Annotated in this window: 15 protein-coding genes; 4 read left to right on the top strand and 11 right to left on the bottom strand. The window is 59.6% G+C overall.

All coding sequences use genetic code 11. From position 1 onward, the window contains the following. Positions 1-2: 2 nt before the first annotated feature. The 4 genes from ADN01_RS02400 to ADN01_RS02385 all read right to left on the bottom strand — a co-directional run bounded on the left by ADN01_RS02400 (position 3) and on the right by ADN01_RS02385 (position 4,929). Positions 3-1,895 (bottom strand): polysaccharide biosynthesis protein, encoded by a 1,893-nt coding sequence (locus ADN01_RS02400; protein ID WP_062418704.1) that lies wholly within the window; start codon positions 1,893-1,895, stop codon positions 3-5. Between the two features lie 6 nt (positions 1,896-1,901). Next, positions 1,902-3,329 (bottom strand): sugar transferase, encoded by a 1,428-nt coding sequence (locus ADN01_RS02395; protein WP_062418705.1) that lies wholly within the window; start codon positions 3,327-3,329, stop codon positions 1,902-1,904. A gap of 7 nt (positions 3,330-3,336) precedes the next feature. Next, positions 3,337-4,332 (bottom strand): glycosyltransferase family 2 protein, encoded by a 996-nt coding sequence (locus ADN01_RS02390; RefSeq protein WP_062418706.1) that lies wholly within the window; start codon positions 4,330-4,332, stop codon positions 3,337-3,339. A 171-nt stretch (positions 4,333-4,503) separates the two neighbouring features. After that, on the bottom strand, positions 4,504-4,929 hold the full coding sequence (locus ADN01_RS02385; RefSeq protein WP_062418707.1) for a RidA family protein: 426 nt from the start codon (positions 4,927-4,929) through the stop codon (positions 4,504-4,506). Positions 4,930-5,105: 176 nt separating this feature from the next. On the opposite strand from ADN01_RS02385, the gene ADN01_RS02380 reads away from it, so the two are divergent. Next, positions 5,106-6,293, top strand: coding sequence for an ISAs1 family transposase (locus ADN01_RS02380; RefSeq protein WP_075070901.1), 1,188 nt, complete (start codon positions 5,106-5,108; stop codon positions 6,291-6,293). Positions 6,294-6,386: 93 nt separating this feature from the next. Here ADN01_RS02380 and cydB read toward each other — a convergent pair whose 3' ends face one another. Together cydB and ADN01_RS02370 are read right to left on the bottom strand one after the other, a co-directional pair. Then, on the bottom strand, positions 6,387-7,400 hold the full coding sequence (cydB, locus tag ADN01_RS02375) for a cytochrome d ubiquinol oxidase subunit II (protein WP_062418709.1): 1,014 nt from the start codon (positions 7,398-7,400) through the stop codon (positions 6,387-6,389). Positions 7,401-7,412: 12 nt separating this feature from the next. After that, the gene (locus ADN01_RS02370) at positions 7,413-8,792 is read right to left on the bottom strand and encodes a cytochrome ubiquinol oxidase subunit I (RefSeq protein ID WP_062418710.1); all 1,380 of its coding nucleotides are present in this window, start codon (positions 8,790-8,792) and stop codon (positions 7,413-7,415) included. A 379-nt stretch (positions 8,793-9,171) separates the two neighbouring features. On the opposite strand from ADN01_RS02370, the gene prfA reads away from it, so the two are divergent. From prfA to ADN01_RS02355, 3 genes are all read left to right on the top strand, one after another. Then, entirely contained in the window at positions 9,172-10,245 is a 1,074-nt protein-coding gene (gene prfA / locus ADN01_RS02365) for a peptide chain release factor 1 (protein ID WP_062418711.1), read from the top strand. Beyond that, on the top strand, positions 10,238-11,077 hold the full coding sequence (gene prmC / locus ADN01_RS02360) for a peptide chain release factor N(5)-glutamine methyltransferase (protein WP_062418712.1): 840 nt from the start codon (positions 10,238-10,240) through the stop codon (positions 11,075-11,077). Before prfA ends, prmC begins: the two co-directional genes overlap by 8 nt. Before the next feature lie 75 nt (positions 11,078-11,152). Further along, positions 11,153-11,782 (top strand): L-threonylcarbamoyladenylate synthase, encoded by a 630-nt coding sequence (locus tag ADN01_RS02355; RefSeq protein WP_062418713.1) that lies wholly within the window; start codon positions 11,153-11,155, stop codon positions 11,780-11,782. A gap of 34 nt (positions 11,783-11,816) precedes the next feature. Here the strand turns inward: ADN01_RS02355 and ADN01_RS02350 are convergent, their stop codons facing one another. From ADN01_RS02350 to ADN01_RS02330, 5 genes are all read right to left on the bottom strand, one after another. Continuing rightward, positions 11,817-14,237, bottom strand: a complete 2,421-nt coding sequence (locus ADN01_RS02350; protein WP_062418714.1) for a VIT domain-containing protein — start codon at positions 14,235-14,237, stop codon at positions 11,817-11,819. A gap of 45 nt (positions 14,238-14,282) precedes the next feature. Next, positions 14,283-16,055: a thiol reductant ABC exporter subunit CydC gene (gene cydC / locus ADN01_RS02345; protein WP_062418715.1), complete on the bottom strand. Its 1,773-nt coding sequence runs from the start codon at positions 16,053-16,055 to the stop codon at positions 14,283-14,285. Next, positions 16,052-17,791 carry a thiol reductant ABC exporter subunit CydD gene (gene cydD / locus ADN01_RS02340; protein ID WP_062418716.1) on the bottom strand — a complete coding sequence of 580 codons (1,740 nt, stop codon included), beginning with the start codon at positions 17,789-17,791 and terminating at the stop codon, positions 16,052-16,054. Before cydD ends, cydC begins: the two co-directional genes overlap by 4 nt. 215 nt (positions 17,792-18,006) lie before the next feature. After that, positions 18,007-20,433 carry a WD40 repeat domain-containing protein gene (locus ADN01_RS02335; RefSeq protein ID WP_147239069.1) on the bottom strand — a complete coding sequence of 809 codons (2,427 nt, stop codon included), beginning with the start codon at positions 20,431-20,433 and terminating at the stop codon, positions 18,007-18,009. Between the two features lie 20 nt (positions 20,434-20,453). Then, positions 20,454-21,362 carry a hypothetical protein gene (locus ADN01_RS02330; protein WP_062418718.1) on the bottom strand — a complete coding sequence of 303 codons (909 nt, stop codon included), beginning with the start codon at positions 21,360-21,362 and terminating at the stop codon, positions 20,454-20,456. Positions 21,363-21,541: the final 179 nt, after the last annotated feature.

The raw sequence follows: 21,541 nt of genomic DNA, 5'->3' as shown, positions 1-21,541 counted from the left end.
GGTTAAATCGAGGTCATTTCCGGCGGGGGTGGGGTCGCCTGCACCGCCGATTCAGGGATCAATTCGTCCAGCAGGTGGATGATCGAGGTTGAGTCACCTTCGCGCGCCAACCGCACCAGTTCGTCCACCGCCGCGCGCAGCTGCGGCCCGTACAGACTTTCCTGCCCGTCCAGACGGAAAATATCGGGGTGTTGGGTCTTGGAGAAGGTTTGTCCCTCATCCCACAGGTCTTCGCTCAGTTTTTCGCCTGGGCGAATGCCGGTGAAAACCACCTCAATGTCCCGCCCTGGTTCCAAACCTGAAAGACGGATCAAGTCTTCAGCCAGGTCCATAATGCGCACCTGCTGGCCCATATTCAGCACAAAGGTCTCGCCGCCTTCCCCCAGCGTGCTGGCCTGCAGCACCAAATGCACCGCTTCGGGGATGGTCATAAAGTAGCGCTTCATATCCGGGTGGGTGATGGTCACCGGCCCGCCGCGCGCAATTTGCCGTTTAAACGAGGGCACCACGCTCCCGCGGCTGCCCAGCACATTGCCAAAACGCACCACCGAGAAACTACGCCCGGAGCGCTGCGCCGCATCCAACACGGCCATTTCCGCCACTCGCTTGGTGGCCCCCATCACGTTGATGGGGCGAATGGCCTTATCCGTGGAAATCATCACCATGCGGTCCACATTGTACAGCAGTGCCGCCTGCACCACGTTGAACGTCCCCAGGATGTTGTTGGTCACCGCCTCTTCCACGTTGACTTCCATCATGGGCACATGCTTATGGGCCGCAGCGTGAAAGACCACCTCCGGCCGATAGCGGGCGAAAACCGTCTTCAGCCGTTCCAGGTCGCGCACATCCGCAATCACCGGCCGTGCGTGCAGCCCAGGGAAGCTTTCCTGAAGCTCCATCAGCGCCTCAAAAATGCTGTTTTCGCCGTGTCCCAGCAGCAGCAGTTCCGACGGCCCCCAGCGTGCGATCTGACGGCACAGCTCGCTGCCGATAGAGCCTCCCGCACCCGTCACCAGCACCACCCGTCCCCCCAGCGTAGCCCCCACCAGCTCATCCTGCAAATGGGCCGGCTCCCGCCGCAGCAAGTCGGTAATATCCACTTCGCGCAGGCGGCTGATGCTCACCTTACCGCCCAACAGTTCATAAATTCCCGGCATGGTGCGGAAAGGAACCCCCTTCAGGCGGCACACATCCGCCACCAAACGCACCACCCGCCCCGGAGCGCTGGGGATGGCGATAATCACCTCATCCACATGGCGCGAATCCAGGGTTTGCTCCAGATCGGTCAGCGGACCAAACACCTGCAAACCGTAAATTTGCTGTCCTTTTTTCGAAGGGTTATCATCCAAAAAACCCACCGCGGCCATATTGAGCTGCGGGTTCTTCTGCAATTCGCGCACCACCAGCGCCCCCGCATCGCCCGCGCCCACCACCAGCACATGCCGCGTGTGCGCGCTGCGCCCGGCCACCGAGGCTAAAATGCGGTTTTCCGCCAGCAGCCGCAAGGTGAAGCGCAAGCCTCCCACCATCAAGATGGAAAGCAGCCAATCAATCACCAATACTGAGCGGGGAAAACCAACGAAAAAGCCCATCGCAAACAGGCTGGTGATGGCCATCGAAACCAACACCGAGGCTGCCGTCACCGCCGCCAGGATCAGTTTTAATTCCTGCACGCTGGCGTACAGCCACAAGCGCCGGTACAGGCCAAAGAAATGGTACACCACCGGTTTGATAACCAGCGCCAACCCTGCCAGCCAGTAAGCGCTGGGCAGGTATTGGAAAAATTGCGCGCCCAGTTCCAAGCGCAGCACATAACTGCCCAAAACGGAGATGATGATGAGCACCAGATCCCCCAACAGCACATAACGATTGCGTACATTCGGTTGGGCTTTCATGGGGAACTATTGACCTCGCAGTCCAATCACCGTGCCGACCGTCCGCACCAGAATTAAAAAGTCCAGCAGCAGGTTGCGGTGCTTAATGTAATACAAATCATATTCCAACTTCACGCCCGTATCGGCCACATTCGAAGCATATCCAAAATTCACCTGCGCCCATCCGGTCAGTCCCGGTTTCACCAGCAGCCGCGCCCGGTAAAAGGGCACATGCTCCTGCAGTTCATCCACCAACTCTGGGCGTTCGGCGCGCGGCCCCACCAGGCTCATGTCTCCGCGCAGCACGTTGATAAACTGCGGCAGCTCATCCAGATGACTCTTGCGCATAATGCGCCCCACCCAGGTCACACGCTGATCGTTCTCCGTGGCCATGCGCGCCCGGCCGTCGCGCTCTGCATCTTTGCGCATGGTGCGGAATTTGATAATCTTATACACATCCCCGCTCTTCCCCAGGCGTTCCTGGGTGTAAAAGATCGGGAAGCCGTCATCCAGCAAAATTGCCAGCGCCCCCACGGGCAAAAACAGCAGGAAGAACAACCCGCCCACCAGCGAGCCCACGATATCCAGCAGGCGCTTCAGCGCTTCATAAAACTCGCTGGCGTGCACATGGTCAAAGAACGAGCGCAAAATCCAGTCGGATTGCAGCAGGAAGATAGGTACGCGCCCCAACAGCTCCTCATACACAATCGGCATGGTCTTAACTGTCAGGCCTTTTTCTTCGGCGTTGATTAAAGCCTCGAACAGATCTTCCTTCATCTCCCCCGAAATGGCCAGAATCAGATCGGTGATCTGCTGCTCCTGCACAATCCGCATCAGGTCGCGGCTGCCCCCCAACACGGGAACTTTCGCAACCTCCGTGCCAATCTTCTGCGGGTCGTCGTCAATCAAGCCGGTCAAATAAAAGGGCGGCGGCCAAATCTCTTTGATCACCGCGGCCAGTGTCGACCCCGCGCGGCCAGCCCCCACAATCAAAACCCGCCGCAGAAACTGCGGCGCAGAAAAAACACTGATATAGGTGAAGCGCCAGACCAGGGTCAGCACAGTCTCGGCAATGATGAACACCGCCACGCTGAAACGCGGCAGGGAGCCTTTGGGGGAAAGAAAGAAGACCAGCAGATACACCCCCAATCCAGCCAGCGCCGCCAGCGCCACCCCCGCCAGGGTATCCTTGCGCCGCCCCGCCCGCCGCAAATCATACAGCTCCACCAACAGCAAAAACCAACCCACCGGCAGCAGGTAGAACCAAAACGGCGGTCGTTCAAGCAAGAAGGTCAGCGAGAAATCCAGCCAGTTATCGCGCGCGCCCCAGAAATACAACGAGATCAGCAGCGCCAGGCCGCTGACCACCAGATCACCCAGGATCAACACGACCCGCCGTTCCGCTGGGGGCAGTCGCCACAAAAACGGCTTGTTCGTATGTTTCACGGTGCTCATAGCGTCTCTACGCCTCGCGCTGCCCGCGTACCACGCTTGCCAAAAAACCGCCCCCCCAGGCAAAATGCATGGTCGCAATCGCTAACGGAACTCCCAACAGCATTTTGAAGTCCCGTTTCCGAACCGCCGTGGGCACCGCCCCGGCCAACAGCGCAAGGAGATAGATTCCAACCTCCAAAAGTAGCATCCAGCGGGCCAAAGCCCAAAACAGCGATAAAACACTCAGTACCAGAACACTCAGGACAAATAACGGCGGCAGCGCCTGCCGCCACCGCAAGGTTTTGGGGTAGCGCCGCAGCATGCGGTACTTCCAATAACCGTAGCGCCAATACTGGCGCGCCAGCCCCCCCAGGGTTGCCCGCGCAAAATACACCGAGCGGATTTGTGGATCCAGCCACACCACCCCGCCGCGCAGGCGAATGCGGGTGTTAAACTCGTAATCTTCGTTCGTCAGCAGCGTTTCATCAAAACGCCCAATTTCTTCCGCATAAGCGCGGTAGAAAGCCCCAAAAGGGACCGTATCCACCGCTCCGGCCTGGGTGGTGTAGCGGTAGCGCGCATCCCCCACGCCCAGCTTATGCGCCGCGGCGGCTGCAATCGCCCGCGCTGTCCAGCTCGGCCCTCCGGGCGCAATCTCCCACACCCCGCCCACATTCTGTCCGATCCCGGCGCGCACCGCCGTCACCGAGCGTTCCACATAATCCGGCGCCGGACGGGAATGTGCATCCAAACGCACAATCACCTCACCCTGTGCCGCCGCCAGCGCGCAATTTAACGCCGCCGGAATGTTCCGCCGGGGGTTATCGACCACGCGCAAATGCATCTCAGGATATTCGGACGCAAACGCGTTCACAATCGCGCGCGTCTGGTCAGTGGATAGGCCGTCCGCCAGGATCACTTCCATTTCTGCCTGCGGAAAGGTCTGCTGAAGCAGAGCCTCCAAGAGCAGCCGAATGGTGGCTTCTTCATTGTAACATGGAATAATCACCGAAACGGTTGGCATTCGCACCCCGTCCGTGCCTTAAAAAACCGGCCTTAACCCGCGTTGTATAGCACGCAGGTTAAAGCCAGATGGTTCAGAAGATCTATCCCCATAACGGTTTGGGGGGATCGGAAAGTCTTCATTCGGAAGGAAACGGCCCGCCGAGATCCCGGCAATCGGCCGCATCGCCGCTTACTTGCAGCAGCAGCCGCCCTCGTCTTTGCACGGCACAATTGCCACAGCCTCAACTTCCACGGCCACGCCCTTCGGCAGTGCCGCCACCTGCACCGCGGAGCGAGCGGGGGCGTCGGCGGTGAAAAACTCAGCGTAGACGGCGTTCATCGCCGCGAAATCGTTCATGTCCCGCAAAAATACGGTGGTCTTCACCACATTTTCAAGGGTCGTCCCAGCCGCTTCCAGGATGGCCTTCAGGTTCGTCAATGCCTGCCGCGTCTCAGCCTGCACACCGCCTTCCACCACCGCGCCGCTGACCGGGTCTAACCCAATCTGCCCAGCGGTGAAGACCAGGTGACCAGCGCGCACCCCCACCGAATACGGCCCAATGGCTTTGGGAGCTTTTTCAGCAGTCACGACCTTACGTTCACAGCAATCACACATGTTCTTCCTCCTGAAGGGATAGGTTGATCATACTATTGTAAGCCATTCACTCCTTTTGGTAAAGTTCTCCTAACAGTTTCCGCACGCCTTTCTTAAAGTCGGAAAAGGGTTGAAAAAAGCGACCTTCACCGGTAAATTGTAGGTTCCTACACCAACAAGCACCGAGGAAGGTCAAAATGGAGTCTAGCACAGAAGGCAGCCAAACGGAACAGGCGGAAGGGAAAATCATTGATGTAAGGCATTTGATGGCGTATTTACAGAGGGTAAAAGATGGGCGAAAACGGCGAGGGATGCGCTATCGGTTGGAGATCATCCTGGTCTTATTCATTCTCGCGAAACTGTGTGGGCAGAACAAAATCTATGGGATCGCCGATTGGGTGCAACAGCAGAGCGAGTATTTGATTGCAGCATTGCAGCTAAGGCACATGCGTTTACCGCACCACAGCACGTATCGGCGCGTATTGACGGATGAAATTGACGCAGAAGAATTGGAACGAGTGGTGGGGGAGTATCTAAGCCAACTGCCTCGCAAAGGGCAGGACACGGTCATTGCCATCGATGGCAAAACCGTGCGTGGGACGATAACGTTGGAAGATCCCTTTGGCTTACATCTGTTGGCAGCCTATCTGCCTGGGGAAGGGATCGTCTTGATGCAGATGGTGGTAGAAAAGGACAAGGAAAACGAGATTGTGGTCGCCCCAAAGCTCTTGGAATGCCTGGATTTGCGTCAAAAAGTGGTCATTGGGGATGCGATGCACACGCAAAGACAGTTATCGATCCAAATTGTGGCGGCCGAAGGTGATTTTGTCTGGATCGTCAAGGATAATCAGCCCAATACGCGTGAAGCCATCGAACGGTTATTCGCACCGGAGAAATCTCGCCCCGGTTTTGGCTGTCCGCCGATGAATTTCCGCACTGCAAAAACCACCGAAAAGCAAGCTGGGCGCATTGAAGAACGTACTATTCAGGTCAGCAGCCTATTGAATGATTATTTGGATTGGCCGCATGTGGAGCAAGTTTTCAAACTGGAACGTCGCTTTACCTACCTGTCTACCGGGCTGGTAGAAACACAAGTGCAGTACGGGCTAACCAGTCTGACCGCCCGAAAGGCCTGCCCCAAACGGTTACTGAAAATTATCCGCAGTGAATGGGGCATTGAAAATGGTCTGCATTACCGCCGCGATGTCACCTATCAGGAGGATCAAACCCGCATCACTGCCAAAAGCCTGGGACGCGTGATGGCAACAATCAATAATTTGGTTATCGGCTTGATTAATCATCAGGGCTTTGTTAATCATGCCCATGCTCGCCGTGTGTTCAATGCTTGCCCAGCTAAGGCTTTAGCCCTCATTGTTGGACTTTAAGAAAGCCCTGACAGTTTCCGGTCATGCCGAAGCAAACGGCCTGCCCTGGGTGGGGCAGGCCGCTGAGTTATGGGTCAAAGTACGGCGCAGCGCCTAGTATTCCAATTCCGTCTTGGTGGTCACCCGCTTCCGGAACACCCAATAAGACCAACCCTGATAAATCAGCACCACCGGCACAAAGATCAGCGCCACAATGCTCATCACGGTCAGTGTGTACGGACTGGAAGCCGTGTTGTACACCGTCAGGCTCAAATCCGCCCCCAGGCTAGAAACCATTACCCGCGGGAACAGGCTCATGAAAATGGTCGCCATCGAGAACACCACCGTGATCGCGGTCATCACAAACGCCCAGCCGTCCATCTTCTGCCGGATGAACCAGCCAGCCGCTGCCAGCGCCAGTACCGCCCCAATCGGCACGGGGCCGGGGTTGATCCCCAGCTTGGTCAAAATATCGGTCGCAAAGTAAGCTGCCGCCGTGTAGGCCACAAGCACCGCCAGCGAGAACGGCCACACCCGCCAGGCCGCCTTGCGCGCCTTATCTGCAAGCTCCCCTTCGGTCTTCAGCGTCAGGAAGATGGCCCCGTGCAGGATGAACCCCAACAGCGATACCAGGCCGCCCAGCAGCGCAAAGGGGTTGAGTAAATTCCAAAAACCGCCCACATAGTTTTGCGCGGCGTCAATCGGCACACCGCGGACAAAATTCGCAAACGCCACGCCCCACAGCAGGGCCGGAACCAGGCTGCCTGCAAAGATGGCCCAATCCCAAAAACTGCGCCAGCGCGGGTTTTCATCTTTGCTGCGGAATTCAAACGCCACCCCGCGGAAGATCAACGCAATCAAAATTAGAAAGAGCGGCAGGTAGAACCCGCTGAACAGCGACGCGTACCATCCCGGAAAAGCAGCAAAAGTCGCCCCGCCTGCCGTCAGCAGCCAGACTTCATTTCCATCCCAGTGCGGTCCGATGGTGTTGATGATCATACGGCGGCGGCGGTCATCCTTGGCCAAGAACGGCATCAAAATCCCCACGCCAAAATCAAAGCCCTCCAGCACAAAATAGCCGATGTACAGGACAGCAATCAGAATAAACCACAAAGTGTTAAGGTCCATGTCCAGGCTCCTTTATTCCCAGTACGCTTCTTCTTTAACCGGGTGCTGCTTTTTCACCTCAGGGGCCGGCCCTGCCTTGGCATACTTCGCCAACAGGTACACATCCGCCGCCATCAACACCGCGTACACCAGCGTGAAACCAATCAGGCTGGTCAGCACCATGCCCGCTGTCAAAGTCGGTGAAACCGCGTCTGCTGTCTTCATATACCCATACACCACCCACGGCTGACGGCCCATCTCGGTCAGCAGCCACCCGGCCGTGTTGGCCAGGTAAGGCAGCGCCATCGCCAGGCCGAACACCCCCAGGAATTTCACCTCACCCAGCGGGCGTTTGCGCATGACCCAATACAGGGCGTAGGCCGCCAGGAAGAACATCAAGAAACCCGCCCCCACCATCACGCGGAAAGTCCAATAGGCCATAAACACCGAAGGCACATAGTACCCCGGGCCGTATTTGGCTTCGTACTCCGCCTGCAAATCCAAAATCCCGCGCACCTCGCCGTCCAGGCGGTTGTAGCTCAGCAGGCTCAGCACCCGCGGGATACGAATATCCACCACATTCCGCCCGCCCGCCTGGTCAATGGCGCTGAATAAAGAGAACGGGGCCGGGTCTGCGCTTTCCCACAAGGCCTCTGCCGCCGCCATCTTCATCGGCTGCACCTGCACCATGCGCTGCGCCTGAGAATGGCCCACAAAGATCACCAGCAGAATGGACACCGCCCCAAAAATGGACGCCAGACGAAACGAACGCGAGAATACCCCTTCTTCTTTGCGGCGCAGCAGATGATACACGCTGATGCCCATCACAAAGAAAGCTGCCGTGGTGAAACCCGAAAGCACCGTGTGCGGGAATTGCAGCCACACATAGGGGTTAAACACCAGCGCCCCAAAATCGTTCATCACCGCCCGCCCATTTTCCACCGTAAAACCCACCGGCGACTGCATAAACGAGTTGGCGATCAAAATCCACAGCGCCGAAAGGTTGGAGCCAATCGCCACCAGCCAGATCGCTGCCAGATGGGCCTTCTTGGACAGTTTTTCCCAGCCAAAAATCCAAATCCCCAGGAAGGTGGATTCCAAGAAGAAAGCCAGCAAGGCCTCAATGGCCAGCGGTGCGCCGAAGATATCCCCCACAAAGCGGGAATAATCCGCCCAGTTCATGCCGAACTGGAACTCTTGCACAATGCCGGTGACCACGCCCATGGCAAAGTTGATGATGAACAATTTTCCCCAGAATTTGACCATCCGTTTGTACACTTCGCTGCCCGTTCGCACGTACAGCGTTTCCATAATCGCCACCAACACCGAAAGCCCCAGCGTCAGCGGCACAAAGAAAAAGTGGTACACGGTGGTCACAGCAAACTGCAGCTGCGAAAGTGATACTGGATTCATGCGCAGGTTCTCCCTTTCCGAATGAAATCAATGCTTGAATGCTTGTACCCCGTACCAGTGTAGGTCGCGGCGCAGCAAAACGCCATACCTGATTGTCACCGTCTGTCGTGCAATTTTTCACAGGTGCGGTCACCCTTTTGGCCGCTCCGTGGAGGAAAAAATCACCCTCCCGGCCTCATCCCTCAGCTTGAATTGCGTCAACGTTGGAAACATCGGCAAGGTTTGCCGCTCCACTCCATTTTAGCAAATCTTTGGGCTTCTGGTATAATTCAAAGCCTGTGAAGTCTATACATAAATCTCTCGCTTTCTCAGCGATCTCACGGTTTTGCGCCGTCACTATCCTCTCAAAACCGCCGGCGCACCTGAATAAAAGGACTCTATGCTGGAAAAACTCGCCTTAATCGAAGCCCGCTACCAAGAAATTGACCGCCTCATGGAGGAAGTTGCCTCCGATTATCAGCGCGTTTCGGAACTAAACAAAGAACGCCTGGAACTGGAACCCGTGGTGCTCAAAGCGCGCCAATACCGCCAATCACTGCAAAGCCTGGAGGACGCCCGCGCCCTGCAAGATACTGACGACGAAGACATGCGCACCCTGGCCGCCGCCGAAATTGAAGAACTTGTCCCGGCCATTGCCCAGTTGGAAAAAGAAATTAAAGCCATGCTGCTGCCCAAAGATCCGCGCGACGACCGCAACGTCATCGTGGAAATCCGCGCCGGAACGGGCGGCGACGAGGCCGCGCTCTTTGCCGCGGACCTGTACCGCATGTATATCCATTACGCTGAACAGCGCAAGTGGTCCATCGAAGTCCTCTCCGAAAGCGAAACCGGTATCGGCGGCTACAAAGAGATCATCTTCCTGGTCAAAGGCAAAGGCGCCTACTCCCGCCTCAAATTTGAATCCGGAGTCCACCGCGTGCAGCGCGTCCCCGCCACCGAGGCCTCCGGCCGTATCCACACTTCCACCGTCACAGTGGCCGTGTTAGCCGAAGTGGAAGAAGTCGATATTCAAATTCCAGAATCGGATATCAAAGTTGATGTCTATCGTTCTGCAGGGGCTGGCGGGCAGAACGTGCAGAAGAACTCCACCGCCGTGCGTATCACCCACATCCCTACCGGCATGGTGGTCGCCTGCCAGGACGAACGCTCGCAGCTGCAAAACCGTCTGCGCGCTCTCAGCATTCTGCGCGCCCGCCTGTACGAAATCGAAGAACAAAAGCGCATGTCCGAACGCGAAGCCTCACGCCGCTCCCAAGTCGGCACCGGCGAACGCTCTGAAAAAATCCGCACCTATAACTACCCCCAGTCCCGCGTCACCGATCACCGCGTGAACCTGTCTTCTTATAACATCGTCGGTGTTCTCAACGGAGATTTAGACCTGTTCATTGACGAGCTTTCCATGCGCGAAGAATCCGACCGCATGTCGGCGGTGGGCGAAAGCGACGATGACTAGCCTGGCGGAATGGCTGGCGCAAGCCCGCCAGAGACTATCTCACACCGCTGACCAACCGGCCCTCGAAGCCCAGGTGCTGCTGGCCCATGTGCTGCAAAAATCCCGCCCCTGGGTCATCGCCCACAGCGACCAGACCCTGGAAGCAGACCAAATCAACCTTCTCGAAACCAGCCTGTGCGCCTTGCAGGCTGGTTTTCCGCTGCCCTACCTCACCGGCCGTCAGGAGTTTTTCGGTCTGGAATTCGCCGTCAGCCCCCAGGTGCTCATCCCTCGGCCTGAAACCGAGCTGCTCGTGGAACTGGCCCTCGCCTGGCTGCGCGCCCACCCCGCCCGCCGCCGTGCCGCGGATGTCGGCACCGGCTCCGGATGCATCGCCGTCACCCTCGCTCACCACATTCCCGATCTCTCCCTCCTGGCTGTGGACCGCTCCGCCGCCGCCCTCAATATCGCGCGGCAGAATGCCCAACGCTGGCAAGTGAGCGAACGCATCCATTGGCTCCAATCTGACCTTCTCTCCGCCGTTTCGGACCGCCTGGATTTGCTGTGCGCCAACCTGCCCTACATCCCCACCCACAAGCTGGCCGACTTGCGTGTGACCCAGCACGAGCCGCGGCTGGCCCTGGACGGCGGCGCGGATGGGCTCGACCTCATCCATACCCTGCTCACTCAGGCCGCCCGCTGCCTGGCCCCTGCCGCCCTGATCCTGCTGGAAATTGAAGCCGAGCAGCCCGAGTCCGCCCTCGCTCTGGCCCGGCGCTGCTTTCCTCTGGCGCAGTCCGCAGTCCACACCGACCTGGCCGGGCTGCCGCGCCTGCTCTCGATTCAAACTTGATTCCCGTCGGGAGAAGCGATGATTCCCACCGCCATTTTCTCTTCCTCCCTGATCCATACCCCCTAGGACGGAGCCATGCCCACTACCCGCTGCCTGCCCATCGATTCACCCGAAGCTCTGCCTGCCGCCCTGCACGTGCTGAAAAACGGCGGCCTGGTGGCCTTCCCCACCGATACCGTTTACGGTCTGGGGGCGCCCATGCGCGATTCCCAGGCCATCGAGCGCCTGTTCCTGGCTAAAGGGCGCGACTTCAACAAAGCCATCGCCGTGCTCATCGGCGCACTGGAACAGTTGGATGAAGTCGCCGCCGAATTTCCCCCCCAGGCTCAAACCCTGGCACAGCGCTTTTGGCCCGGCGCCCTCACCCTGGTGGTCGCCGCCCGCCCCGAGCTGCCCGCAAACCTCTCGCCCCTGCCCACCGTGGGCGTGCGCATGCCCGATCACGCCGCCGCGCGCGCCCTGCTGGCCGCCGCCGGCCCCCTGGCCACCACCTCGGCCAATCTCTCGGGTCAGCCCAACCCCCTCACCGCCCAGGATGTGCTAGACCAGTTGGACGGCCGCCTGGACCTGCTCCTGGACGGCGGTCCAACCCCCGGCGGCGTGCCGTCCACGGTGGTGGACTGCACCCAGCCGCACCTGCCCATCCTGCGCCAGGGGCATTTAACCGCCGAATTAATCGCGGATGCCCTCAGCCGCAAAGACTGAGGGCATCGTTTCGTTTTAGTTTAACTGAGCCTGTCTAGCCGGGCCGCCGGAACGCCAGCCACAGACCCACCAGCGCCAGCGGCAGCAGCCCGCCCACACACACGGGTGAGGGCTGCGGCACAGCTCCCGAAACCGGCTCCACCGTCCGCGAAGGCTCCGCCTTTGGGGCAGGCGGTATGTTCGGGGTCTTGCCCTCCTGCGGCTGTAAACCGCCAGGGCTGACCGTCTCCGGCAGATCAAACTCCGTTCCTCGCGCCGGGGGCATGCTCTCCGGCGTGGCCTTGCTGCCCTCCGCCGTCACCTCATATGCCTGCCCATCCACCACCACAATCACGCGTTCGCCCAAAGCCAGCGCCGCGGCTACATCCGCGCGGGCGTCGGCCAGTTGAAAATACGCCGTGGAGAGGAAGCTGACTTTCTGCGTGCGCATCTGCTGCGGGTCAAAAGCCGTATCCGTCCACACGCCGTCCTGCAGCACAAAGGTGCGCGGCCACACCGCGCGCACGCGCTCGGCTGCCTCGCCTTCCATCTCCTGCGCCTGATCCGCCTGGCTCATCGCCCCTGCCCCTGCGGCCTTGTTCACCGCATCGGCCCCATAAGCCTCCGGCGCCGGCGCGGCCTGCATGCTCTCAAACTGCTCGGCGGCGATGCGCTCCTGGCTTTGCGCCCCCAACACCGGCTGATCCTCGGTCACCAGGTAAGACGTGTAGGGGGTCACGATGCCGTAGCGCACGCTGATGCGCACAATCTGGTCAATCGTCTCAGCGTCCGGCCCTTTCAGGCGAATCTGGTTCAGCAAGTAGCCGATCTTGCGCGTGGCCCACAGGCGCGGCAGATCGTTCATCTCCCCGCGGCTGTCGGCGGCGAATTCCTGCTCGTCAAAACGCAGCACCTGCTCCCGCCCATTGACCTTGCCCGCCAGGCGCACGTTGGTGAGTCCGCCCTCGCGGTAACGCCCCACCAGCACCACCTGCGTCCCCGCAAACAGGTCCGGCAGCGGGTTCGGGTACAGGTCATACACGCGCATCCCGCCAAAATCCAGGCTCAGATCCGTCATCACCGGCGTGCTGATGCGCGCATAAAAGTTGGAAAGGGCCTCATCCAGCGCCTCCCCCGGCTGCACGTAGGTGGATAAGCCGTGGTGCTCCTGCGCCAGGCTGTCCAGCAGGATGGTATCCACGTCATACCCCACTCCGAAGGTGAACATGCGCAGATTCTTGGGGGCCGCGCGGCCAAAGTCATCCAAAATCTTCTGGCTGTCCTGCACGCCTTCCGTGGGCAGCCCATCCGTCATGAAAATCAAATACGTGGGCCGTTCGGGGTCGGTCACCGCGGCCGCTTCCAGCAGGGAGCGGTGGATATCGGTGCTGCCCAGCGCGCTCAGCCCATCCACCCACGCCAGGGCCTCTTTCGCCTGGCTGGCAGGCCGCAGCCCTGGAGCAAAGGACTCAATCCCGCTGCTGAAAGCCTGCAAATAGAAGCGGTCTCCCTCATTGAGATTCTTCAATATTAAGCGGGCTGCCTGCTGTGCCTGGGTGAACTTCTCCCCTTCCATGCTGCCGGAACGGTCCAGCACCAGCAGCACATCTTTATTCACCCGCTCCGCGGCTGCATCCGGTTTGGGGGCCAGCAGCAGCAGGAAGAATCCGTCCGGGTCATCCGCGTTCAGCGGGTCGCGGTAGGTTAAGAGGTGAAAGGCCTCACTCTCGCCCACCGAGTACGACAGGGTGAAATCCGTATCCGGCGTCACCTGCTGGGCCTCATAGCTGGCGCTGAAAGCCCGCTCGCCGCTGCGAATCACCTCCACCGGGTGGCTGGGGGAATACACCGCCCGCACCGCCTGGGAGGAATTCACCTCCACGCGGATGCGCACGCTTTCCAGCGGCTGCATGGAGAATTTCTCGGTGTTCAGCGGGTAACGGTACTGCACCAGCCCGCCGCTGGCCGTCAGCGCCTGGGTGTATTCCAGCTCAATGCGCCGTTCGCCCTGGGGTGGAATGGGGAAGATGCTGGCCTGAATCGCCCCCCGGCCCACATATTCCAGCAGCGCCGGGTCTTTCAGCGTGCGCACAATTTCCTCATACTTCGCCCGCGCGGCCTCGGCGTTGAGCACGGTGCCCTTGGCCGGTTTGCCGTCAATCCACAGCGTGAAATCGCTCACCGCTGCGTCCGCGGGCAGCGGAAACACGTAAGTCCCCTCCACCGCCTGGGCGTTGGGGTTGTAAAATACCTGATCCACATGGGTCACGGCAATTTGCTGATCAATCTTGACGTCTACGTGGTGATAGCGGATCACCAACTGGGACATGGGCCGCGGGTGAGGCCACGGCGGGCAGCCCTCCACCGGGCAGGGCACGGGGTCGGGGATGACGATCCCATCGGCCAGCACCGGCTGGACAGCCGCCAAAATCCCCATCACGCTCACAAACAAAGCTGCAATTATTCGGCGGATCATCTTCTGGCTCCTTAAGCGCCCTGGCAACGGGCGGGCGCTTCGGGGTTAAGACGGTTCGCCGTCTGAAAAGGTTCCCTCTTCGGTTGGAAAACTCGCCCGCTGAACGGCTGCCGTGCGCGCGTACAGTCCCCCTGCCGCCTCCAGCGCCGCCGCTGTCCCCCGCTCCGCCAGCCGCCCACCGTCCAGCACCAGGATCTCATCTATGTGTTCCAGCCCCGTCAGGCGGTGAGTCACCCACACCAGGCTCTTACCCTGGGTGCGTTCCATCACCGTCTCAATCAGCGCGCGTTCGTTTTCCACGTCCAGGTGCGCGGTGGGTTCATCCAGCAGCCACACCGGCGCGTCGCGCAGAATCGCCCGGCACACCGCCAGCCGTTGGCGCTCGCCCCCACTCATCTGCCGCCCATGCTCGCCGATCCAGGTATCCAGGCCCTCCGGCAGGCCCGCCAGCCACGGTTCCAAACGCGCCTGCCGCACCGCCTCCAGCAGTTCCGCTTCGCTGGCCCCCGGGCGCGCCAGCAGCAAATTCTGCCGCACACTGGCGCTGAACAGGTAGGTATCCTGAGTGACCACGCTGAACAGCCGGCGCACATCCTCGGCGCGGTAGGCGTGAAATTCGCTCCCGTTCCAAAAAATTTGTCCCGGCGGCGCATCCCACAAGCGCAGCAGCAGGCGCAGCAGGCTGGTCTTGCCCGATCCGCTGGCCCCCACCACGGCAATACACCTGCCCAGCGGCAGCTCCAGGCTCACCTCGCGCAGCGCCCACTCAGCGCTGTCGGGGTAGCGAAAGCTCAGGCCGCGCAGGCTCAAATCCGCTCCCAGGGCGGGCGCAGTTGGCTGCGCCGGGTCGGGCACCACCGGAGGCACCTGCTCCAAGGCGAACACCCGTTCCCCCGCCCGCAAGCTGCTTTCCAACTGCTGCGCCGCCGTGCCCAGAGGCAGCACCGCCTCAAAACTGGCCAGGGTCACCAGCGAGAGCACCGCCAGACCGATTCCATCCAGCCGCCCCGCGGCCATCAAAGGCAAAGCCGCCGCCAGCACCGCCCACAGGGTGAACTGGTTGATCATCAAATTCACCGCGTTCATGCGCGCGTTGCCCTCGGCCAACCGCCGCTGATGAGCCTCCAGCCGCGCCTGGGCTGCCGTCAACAGCTCCAGCCGGTCAGCCCCGCGTCCAAAGGCCAGCAGATCGCCCAGGCCTTGCAGGGTTTCCACCCAGGACGTGCGGTAGTCCGCGCGCGCATCCACCACCTGCCGCCCAGCCGCCGCCTGCAACCGGCGCGCCAGCCAGGGCACCCCCACACCGCTCAGCGCCAGGCCGATCACCAGCACGCTGCCCAGGGAAGCGTCATAACGCCCCACAAACACCGCCGCCCCCAAAGTCACCACCGCGGCGGTCAGCACCGGCGCCAACCCGCGCACGAAGAAATTTTCCAGAGTCTCAATATCCCCCACCGCTCGCGACAGCAGATCCCCGCTCTGCACCTGCCCCAGCCCCGCCGGGGCCAGCGGTTCCAGCGAACGGTACAGCCGCGTGCGCAGCGCGGCCAGCAGGCGCAGATTCACCCCGTGCGACACCAGCCGTTCCAGATAGCGGAAAACCCCGCGGGTGATGCCGAAGAAGCGCACCCCCACAATCGCCACTTGCAGCTCCGCCACCGAGGGCTGCAAAGCCGCCGCGGCGATCAGATGGGCCGAAGTGCCCAGCAGCCCCATTGCGCTCACCACCGTGGCGCTGCCCAATGCCACCGAAAGCGCCACCCAGCCCGCGAACGGCCGCATCAGCCCCAAAAGCTGCCGCAAGGTGCGCGCCCTCATGCCTGCCCCCCCAGGCTGCCCGCCCACGCGGCAAAGGCCCCGCCGCTTTGCATCAGCGCATGCGGGCTGCCGCATTCCGCTGCCCGCCCGGCCTCCATCCACACCACCTGATCCGCCCCCAGTACCGTCGCCAGCCGGTGGGCGATCACCAAGACCGTGCGCCCCTGCAAAAGCCTGCGGGTGGCCGCGGTCAACGTCTCTTCCAGCTCCGGGTCCAGATGCGCGCCGGGTTCATCCAGAATCACCACGGGCGCATCCATCAAAAAGGCCCGCGCCAAGGCCACGCGCTGCGCCTGTCCCCCGCTCAGCCGCGCCCCGTCTTCCCCGATGCGCGTTTCCAGGCCCAACGGCAGGCGCGCCAAAAATTCGTCCATCCCCGCCTGCTGCGCCGCCCGCCGCACCGCGTCCTCGGCGGCCTGCGGGTTCCCCAGGCGGATGTTTTCCGCCAGCGTCCCCGCAAACAGGGCCGGGTGCTGCGGCACCCAACTGACCGAGCGCCGCCAGGTTCCCAACGCCAACGAGCCCAGCGGCCGCCCATCCACCCAGATCTCCCCCGCCTCCGCCGCCGCGAAGCGCAGCAGCAGCCGCGCCAGGGTGCTCTTGCCCGCCCCGCTGTGCCCCGTCAGGGCCGTCACCTTGCCCGCCGGAAGGGTCAAATTCACCTCGCGCAGCGCCGCTTCGGTCCGTCCCGCGTAACGCGCGCTGACCCCGCGGAATTCAATCCGCGGCGCAGCGGCCAGAGGGGCTTCTTCGCCCCCCGCGCTCAACTGCGGCTCGCTCATTTCCGGTTTTTCCAGGATGCCGAAAATGCGTTGGGCAGCCGCCGCCCCGTTCATAGCCGCGTGAAAGCGCAGCCCCAAGTTGCGCAGCGGCAGGTAAAATTCCGGTGCGATCACCAGGATGAAGAAAGCCTGTTCAAAACCCATCAACCCGTACAGCAGCCGCAGCCCAATCTGCACCGCCACCACCGCCGTGCTGAGGGTGGATACCAGCTCCAGCACCAGCGCCGATAAAAAGGTCACCCGCAGCACTTCCAGGGTGGCCTTGCGGTAACGTTGGCTGGCCCCCTCAATGCGCTCAGCCTGGCGCAGGCTCTGGTTCAGCATCTTTAAGGTGGTTAGGCCTTGCAGGGTGTCCAAAAAAAAGGCGCTCAGACGCGCCAGGGTGCTCCATTGTTTGCGCGTCACCGCCGCCGAAGCCCCCCCGATCAGCACCATGAAAATGGGGATCAGCGGCGCGGTCAGCAGCAGCACCAGCCCGCTGAGCGCGTCCAGGGGGAACACCACCACCAAAATCGCCGTGGGGATCAAGGCCGCCAGGGCGATCTGCGGCAGGTATTGGCTGAAGTAGGCCTCCACCGCCTCCACCCCCTCCACCGCAGCCGCGGCCAGTTCACCGCTTTCCTCGCGGTCCAGGCCCAGCGGCCCGCCTCCCAAAATTTTCTCGGCCAGCATCTGGCGCAAATTGCGTTTAATGCGCAAGGCCGCAGCCGAAGCTGCCCATTCACCCCCATAGGTGGTCAGCCCGCGGCCCACAATCACCACTGCCATCAGCTTCAGCGCTGCCCAGGCCTGCGCGGAATCCCACCCGCCCAGGTGCAGGCCGTTGATGACGCGGCTCAAGATCTGCGCCTGCCCAATGGCAAACAGGCCGCCCGCCAACCCCAGCCCCACGGCCAGCATCAAAAGCCCCGCCGCCGCGCGGGCCTGTCGTAATAAGCGCGCATCCAGCTTCATCGGGTTTGATTCTGCCTGAAAGGCGAGGGAAAGTCAATCCACCCCGCCGCACAAGCTGGTGCGTTCGATGAAGTAGTGAATCAAGGTAGGGGCGCGCTCTCGTAATTTGAGGGCACGCCCTCGTTATTTGAGGGCACGGGCCAAAATCGCCCGTGTCCTCTCAGAACAAAACGGTATTCCTACAGAAAACGGAGCCCCACCCCAGGCGCATTCGCTTACGGCACACCCCACAGTGTAACGATCGAGTTGTATCCCATACCTGCCTCACCGCTGAAGCGCGTACCAATCAGCCTGCCATCTGGTGAGAAAGCTGCCTGATACATATAGCCTAACTCGGCGTCGCGGTGCGGCGGGTAGATGCGCAGAGCCGGGTTAGAGTAGCTCTTGACCAATTCTCCAGCTGACCAATCCCAAAGTTCAAGCTTATTCTGGTAGGCCACCGCCAGCAAACGGCTGTCAGGTGAAAATGCCAGATCGATATTCGCGTCCTTAAAGGGGTCGTGAAATTCCTTTTTCAATTCCCACGTTGCAGCGTCGAAAATCCCCAGGCGGCAGTTATCCGTGATGGTGATTACCTGAGCGCTGTCAGAGCTGATGACGAACGGCAGGCCGATATTGCAGCCCGATTTGCGAAAGTCTTGTTTCAGTTCGAAGAACTTCAGCAACCGACCGGTTTGCACGTCAAAAACTCGCAGGCTGGCGTCGGTGTGGATGCCAACGGAATAATCCCTGGTGTTTCTTTCATGACTTAATAGGATTTTGCTTCCATCGGGGGTAAACTCAAAATCGTGAACAGCACCGGGTGTTGCAGGCAGCGGGATGGAAAGCTGTTCAGCGCCGGTAAGAGCGTCCCAAATCACCACTTTTTTCTCAAAAACCCCCGCCGCCAGGCGGTCATCCGGGCTGAAGGTCATCTCATAAACATCGCCAGGGGTAAGGGTTTTAATCACATCTTGAGCAGAGACTTGCTGCCAGGCCTGGCTGTTCTCCTGCATGGTGAAAAACTGAACCACACCCCGCTCGACCTCGCGCAGGCCGATTTGACGGTTGTGCGAAACGACCCACTGGCTCCAACGCGGGGTCATAAACCCGGCCAGGAAATCCTCGAAAGGGTGTTCCCACCCCTGCGCCCAGGCGGGAGCGAGGTTTTGGGGCGAAGCCTCAGGCAGCACAAATGGCAGCTGGGTGGAACGCATCAAGCTGTGATTTACGGGGTCGATCTGGTGAATGGCCCCCAGTTGATCCCACACGAGAACATCGCCGTTTTCAAGCGCCAACCCATCCATGTAGAAAAGATCGATCACCTTCAGTGGCTGATCGTTGGTGAAATTGAAAAATGCGGTTTTTTCCTGATTGGCAGCGATGAAACCGTTCCTATCTGGCAGTGCGATCAATTTGCTGTAATCAGAAATGGAGAACAGAGGCTTACCGCCGTTGGCAAGATCGAGAATGTCAATAGAACGCGGCTCGTTCACCGAACTGGCGGCGGCGCGTGTCCCATCCGCAGAAATGATGACCTCCGCGTAATTTTTTAGGCTGGCGATTTTGCCCTGCTTTTCAATGTCCCAAATCATATCGTTGGTAACGAGATAACCGGTCTCCAAACGGCTGGTAGGTATCTCACCAGGCAGGGTAAACAGGGCGGTGTCGCTCAGGCGCAGGGCGCGGTTTTGTTTATAGGCGTTGATGACCACCCACTCACCGTCCTGGCTCAGTTTGTAGCGCGCATAGTAATCGCCCATATTGCCGGGAAAATCATGTGTCTCTTCGCCGCTGGCCAGGTCGTAGATGGCGTTACCAGCCTTGGATGTGATCAAGATGGATTTGCCGTCTGGCAGAAAATACACGCCGCGCGGATTGCTGATTTCGGCCAGGCGTTTTCGCGGACCTCCACTGGTTGAAAAAACGAAAATTTCGTTACCCTCACCCACAGCCGCCAGCTTCCCGTCCTCCGACATGGTTAACACATTACCTGCGGATTTATCGTTCAAAGTCGCCCGGCAATCAGCATCCCACCGCCACATTTGATTTCTGCTGCCGCTGATAAGATAAGTTATGGAACCGTCGGATTGAATGGTTATCGGGGCGGGAATGTTACCGGACGGGGAGATTGGCTCGGCGTTATAAACGCAGAGGGTCTTTCCGCTCTTCGCGTCTGTAACCTTCAACGAAAGATCAAACAATTTGGGGTTGCCCGGCACAAAATGGACAGCTCGACTCCCGTCGGGTGAGAATGCAAGCCCAAAAATGATTCCGCTCAGCGGCTGGTATTTTTCAGCCAGAAAAGTGGTCCTATCCAGCACTTGATACCCAAAAGAAGTCAGCAGGATGATTTTATCCCCGCTGTCGGTCACGAACACATCGGAAATGGATGCGGTATCCAGGTTGGCGACCGGGATCAGATCTGCAGCATTTTCCATGGTGATAAGCTGCAAGTTCGAGGGTAAGGGGTCGTTGCGCGTAAGTGGATAACTGGGCGTTGGGACAACGGTTGGAATCGCTGTCTGGGTGGGCTGGACAGGCACGAACGTGGATGTGGCTGGCGCTGGTGGAAACTGTGTTCCAGGCTCGGCTGGCTGGGCCACCGGCGCGCATCCAGCGATCAATGAAAGCAGGAAAATGGATAGAATGGTGTAACGCATGATTTTGGCTCTCCTTGTCTTTATTGTTTGCTGCCAATCCCAAGATCAAACGGGAAGATGAAACCATCACCTGGCGGAGTGCCGGTTTCAATAAATTGGAGTAATTCGGCCAGCCGTTGTTCGTCGGCATACCAGGCATCGATATATGCGGCAAAATTCTGGGTATTCAAAGCCCGCAAGTATTTTTCCTGGGGATGCCCGAGTGAGAGAACGATTTCCTGGTTGGCGAGGCGGTTGGTTTTATATTCGAATTGATAGTTCGGGATCAAGGCCGTCAAGCGCCTCTCAGCGCGCACCGCCAGGTAATCAAGCGCGGAGCCATCCTCCAACACCCCCAGGCCCCAAAAGGTCAGACGATTTTGTTCCAGAGCATAAACCCCTAATGGGATTTTCACTACACCGCCCAAGTAATGACATTCCAGGGTGCCGGTCGCCAGAACGGTATCTGTAATCTGGAGATATTCATAGTTGGTTTTCCCTGAGAGACAGTGAAAGATGGCCTCGTTGGTGTTCAGGTCGCGGGTCAGCGGAAATTTCTGGCGTGCGATGGATGGAATGTTGGATAATGCATCCATGACGACTGCCCCGACAGGAATATCGGCAGGTAAGTCCACCACGGGAAAAGCCGTGGGAGTGGCAACCTGAATGCTGTAGGTATAGCTTGCTTGAAAAAACCAGGGAATCAGCAGCCGGTTTGGCAGCAGTTTTGAATCACCGGTGGCGGCAAATTCAGCCAGCAGGTTGTCTGGGTAGCTGGCTTGGACTGCGTCATCCAGAAAGCCTTTTGCGCCGGTTTCCCTGGTCAGACTGGTGGGGTAGCCGAAGCGCAGTTCAGCGATTTGTTTGCGGCTGGGCAGGAAACTTTGCAAAGCGCTGTTATCTTGGGCGGTTTTGTTTTCAGGGTTGAACTCGGTTCCGTTTTCATTCAAGTGCCTGGCGCAATCATAGGCAGGACGAGCATATCCTGATGTCAGGCAAAGTTCTAGCCACCTGACAGTTTGAAAAATCAACAGTAAGAACATAGCAAAATCCGAAATGGAAGCGAGTTGAGAAGTTGACGATCAATATAACGCAATCCAATTTGAAAGATACTCAGATCACGACGATC

It is taken from the genome of Levilinea saccharolytica (genome assembly GCF_001306035.1).
Classification (GTDB): domain Bacteria; phylum Chloroflexota; class Anaerolineae; order Anaerolineales; family Anaerolineaceae; genus Levilinea; species Levilinea saccharolytica.
Note: the sequence above shows the minus strand (reverse complement) of the source record. Positions and strands in the feature narration are given on the sequence as shown.